Origin of the sequence: Pseudomonas sp. G1002 (genome assembly GCF_013385455.1) — a bacterium.
Taxonomy (GTDB): domain Bacteria; phylum Pseudomonadota; class Gammaproteobacteria; order Pseudomonadales; family Pseudomonadaceae; genus Aquipseudomonas.
Genome location: NZ_JACAPY010000061.1, coordinates 6089 through 9615, shown reverse-complemented (window position 1 = coordinate 9615; position 3527 = coordinate 6089). Strand labels below are relative to the sequence as shown.

The window sequence follows — 3527 nt, the reverse complement described above, 5'->3', positions numbered from 1 at the left end:
CGCGGAGCGTGGGAACGATCGGTCGCCCGGTTTATCAGTAGCGAATCATCACCGACTTGAGCTCGGTGTAATCCTCGATGAACGCCCCGCCAAACTCCCGTCCCACCCCCGAAGACTTGTTGCCGCCAAACGGCACCGCCGGGTCGAGCATCGTGTGCATGTTCACCCACACCGTCCCCGCGTTGATCGCCGGCACCATGCGCAGGGCCTTGCTCAGATCATTGGTCCAGAGGCTGGCGCTCAGGCCGTAAGGCGTGTTGTTCATCAGTTCCAGCAGCTCATCCTCGGTGTCGTAGGGGAAAAACGTGGCGATCGGGCCGAAGGTCTCTTCGTTGAGCAGGGTGTCGTGGATCGTGTTGGCGAGAATCACGGTGGGCTCCACATAGCACCCCGGTCCGTCGATCAGCTTGCCGCCGTGGACAATCGTATTGTTCTCGGCCCGGGCCTTGGCGAAAAACCATTCGAGTTTCTGTTGGTGCTGGCGGTTGGTCACCGGGCCGAATTCGGTGCGCTCGTCCAGCGGCGAGCCGATGTTCAACCGGCCCAGGCGTTGCGCCAGTTTGTCCATGATCGGCTCGATCTGCGAGCGGTGGGCGAAGAAGCGTTCGGCGGCCGCGCAGATTTGCCCGGAGTGCAGGAAGCCGGCTTCGATGATGCCGTTGACCGCTTTGTCGAGGTCCACATCCCGCAGGAATCCGGCGGAGTTTTTGCCGCCCAGTTCCAGGGTCGCCCGGGTCAACCCGGCGCCCATGGCACTGCGGCCCACGGCGATGCCGGTGGGCACCGAGCCGGTAAACGAGACCTTGTCGGTGCCCGGGTGCTCCACCAGGCCTTTGCCCACATGGCCGCCACCGGTCAACACGTTCAGCACGCCCGCCGGCAGGCCGGCGTCGATGGCCAGTTCGGCGATGCGCAGGATGGTCAGCGGGGTGAACTCGCTGGGCTTGATGATGATGCTGCAGCCGGTCACCAGTGCCGAGGCGAGTTTCCAGATGGCGATCATGGTCGAGAAATTCCACGGCACGATGCCCACTACCACGCCCACCGGTTCGCGCAGGGTGAACGCGGTGTAGCGTTCGCCGGCGAAGGAGGGCAGTGACGGGGTAAGGGTCTGGCCGCTGATCTTGGTGGCCCAGCCGGCGTAGTAACGCAGGAAGTGCGCCGCCTGATCGACCTCGAAGGCCCGGGAAATCTGGATGATCTTGCCCGACTGGCAGGTTTCGATCTGCGCCAGTGCTTCGCGGTGTTGCTCCAGCAGGTCGGCGAGTTTCAGCAGCATATTGCCGCGAATGGCTGGGGCGACCTGGGACCATTGCCGGAAGCCGCGCCGGGACGATTCTACCGCTGTGTCGATATCGGCCAGGTCCGCATCGGCAACCTGGGCGATCACCTCGCCGGTGGCCGGGTTGATCACTTCCAGAGCCTGGCCGGAATGGCTTTGGACGTACCCGCCGTCGATAAACAAGGCATGGCTTCGACGGAGGAAGGCCTGGACTTCAGGCAGCAGCGCAATATCGCTCATGGGATTTTCCTGCTCGCAAAAGCCCGAGGGTAACCAGCGCCGCCGGGCCAGGCTTGTCTGTGCCTGCCGGGCGATATGTCTGTGGCTGCCAGGCCTGTGGAAAGTGCAATCTTGGCTGTGGAAGGTGCATTTTCCGGGGGTGTCGCCCGCTCCATACTGGCCCCACATCCAGCGCCGTTCGTTGAGTTTGAACGCCAGCCGGACATCCAATAATAAGCAGGGCCGTCCATGAAAAAGCCAAACCCGCTCCTCGAAGATCTCAAGGCGATTCTGCCGACCATCGCTGCCAACGCCTTCCAGGCCGAGCAGGACCGCAAGGTTCCCGACGAGAACATTGCGCTGCTCAAGAGCATCGGCATGCACCGTGCCTTTCAACCCAAACCCTTTGGCGGCATGGAAATCTCCCTGCCGCAGTTTGCCGACTGCATCGCGTTGCTGGCCGGCGCCTGTGCCAGCACCGCGTGGGCCATGAGCCTGTTGTGCACTCACAGCCATCAACTGGCGTTGTTTCCCGCCAAGTTGCAGCAGGAAGTCTGGGGCGATAACCCGAATGCCACCGCCAGCAGCAGCATCGCGCCGTTTGGCCGCACTGAAGAAGTTGAGGGCGGTGTGCTGTTCAGCGGTGAAATGGGCTGGAGCAGCGGTTGCGATCATGCCGAGTGGGCGATTGTCGGTTTCCGCCGTAAAAACGCCGAGGGCACCCAGGACTATTGCTTCGCGGTACTGCCGCGCAGCGACTATCAGATTCGCGATGACTGGTTCGCCGCCGGCATGAAAGGCAGCGGCACCAAGACCCTGATCATCGACAACGTGCGGGTGCCAGAACACCGCATCCAGAAAGCCAAGGACATGATGGAAGGCAAGTCCGCCGGCTTCGGTCTGTACCCCGACAGCAAGATTTTCTACTCGCCGTATCGCCCGTATTTCGCCAGCGGTTTCTCCACCGTGAGCCTGGGCGTGGCCGAGCGCATGCTCGAAGTATTCCGCGAAAAAACCAGGACCCGCGTACGTGCCTACACCGGCGCGGCAGTGGGGGCGGCGACTCCGGCGTTGATGCGCCTGGCCGAGTCGACACACCAGGTGGCCGCCGCCCGGGCGTTCCTGGAAAAGACCTGGCAGGAACACGCCGAACACAGCGAACAGCACCGTTACCCGAGCCGTGAGACCCTGGCGTTCTGGCGTACCAACCAGGCGTACGCCACCAAGATGTGCATCCAGGCGGTGGACCGCTTGTTCGAGGCCGCCGGTGGCAATGCGTGGTTCGAGCACAACGAGATGCAGCGTCTGTTCCGCGATTCCCATATGACCGGCGCCCATGCGTACACCGATTACGACGTGTGCGCGCAGATCCTGGGGCGTGAGCTGATGGGGCTCGAGCCTGATCCGAGCATGATTTGACGCCGACCCGGCCATCACAACCATCAGGACTGCGCGTTGATGCAGTCCGGGAGTCTTGCATGTCTGATAACAGTTTCGACCCACGGGCCTTTCGCCGGGCCCTGGGTAACTTTGCCACCGGTGTCACCGTGGTCACCGCCGCTGATGCCAGCGGGCGCAAAGTGGGTGTCACCGCCAACAGCTTCAACTCGGTGTCCCTGGACCCGCCGCTGGTGCTGTGGAGCATCGACAAACGCTCCAACAGCCACGAGGTGTTCGAGCAGGCCAGCCATTTTGCGGTCAACGTGCTGGCGGCCGATCAGATCCACCTGTCGAACAACTTCGCCCGGCCCAGGGACGATCGCTTTGCCGAAATCGAATTCGAGCCCGGGGAGGGCGGTTCACCGGTCTTCGCTGATTGCTCGGCGCGGTTTCACTGCGAGAAGTACCAGCAGGTGGATGGTGGCGATCACTGGATCATGATTGGCAAGGTGGTGGCTTTCGATGATTTTGGTCGTGCGCCGTTGCTCTATCACCAGGGGGCGTATGCGCGGATCGAGGAGCGGCAACCGTAGGGCGAACACCTCTATCGAAGGCTGAAGCAGGTTCAATGTGGGAGCGGGCTTGC

At 62.6% G+C, this 3527-nt stretch carries 2 protein-coding genes and 1 pseudogene; 2 read left to right on the top strand and 1 reads right to left on the bottom strand.

The window, feature by feature from the left end; all coding sequences use genetic code 11:
* Window positions 1-34 precede the first annotated feature (34 nt).
* On the bottom strand, window positions 35-1522 hold the full coding sequence (locus HX801_RS31095) for an aldehyde dehydrogenase family protein (protein ID WP_177023377.1): 1488 nt from the start codon (window positions 1520-1522) through the stop codon (window positions 35-37).
* A 228-nt stretch (window positions 1523-1750) separates the two neighbouring features.
* Between HX801_RS31095 and HX801_RS31090 the strand changes: the two genes are divergently transcribed.
* Entirely contained in the window at window positions 1751-2920 is a 1170-nt protein-coding gene (locus HX801_RS31090; protein WP_087694959.1) for a p-hydroxyphenylacetate 3-hydroxylase oxygenase component, read from the top strand.
* Between the two features lie 59 nt (window positions 2921-2979).
* Window positions 2980-3456, top strand: a pseudogene (locus HX801_RS31085) (flavin reductase family protein); the annotation flags it as partial.
* Between the last annotated feature and the right edge of the window lie 71 nt (window positions 3457-3527).

Coding starts and splice junctions, on each gene's coding strand:
- HX801_RS31090 (WP_087694959.1), top strand. CDS start 1,751: ATGAAAAAGCCAAACCCGCTCCTCGAAGATCTCAAGGCGATTCTGCCG.
- HX801_RS31095 (WP_177023377.1), bottom strand. CDS start 1,522: ATGAGCGATATTGCGCTGCTGCCTGAAGTCCAGGCCTTCCTCCGTCGA.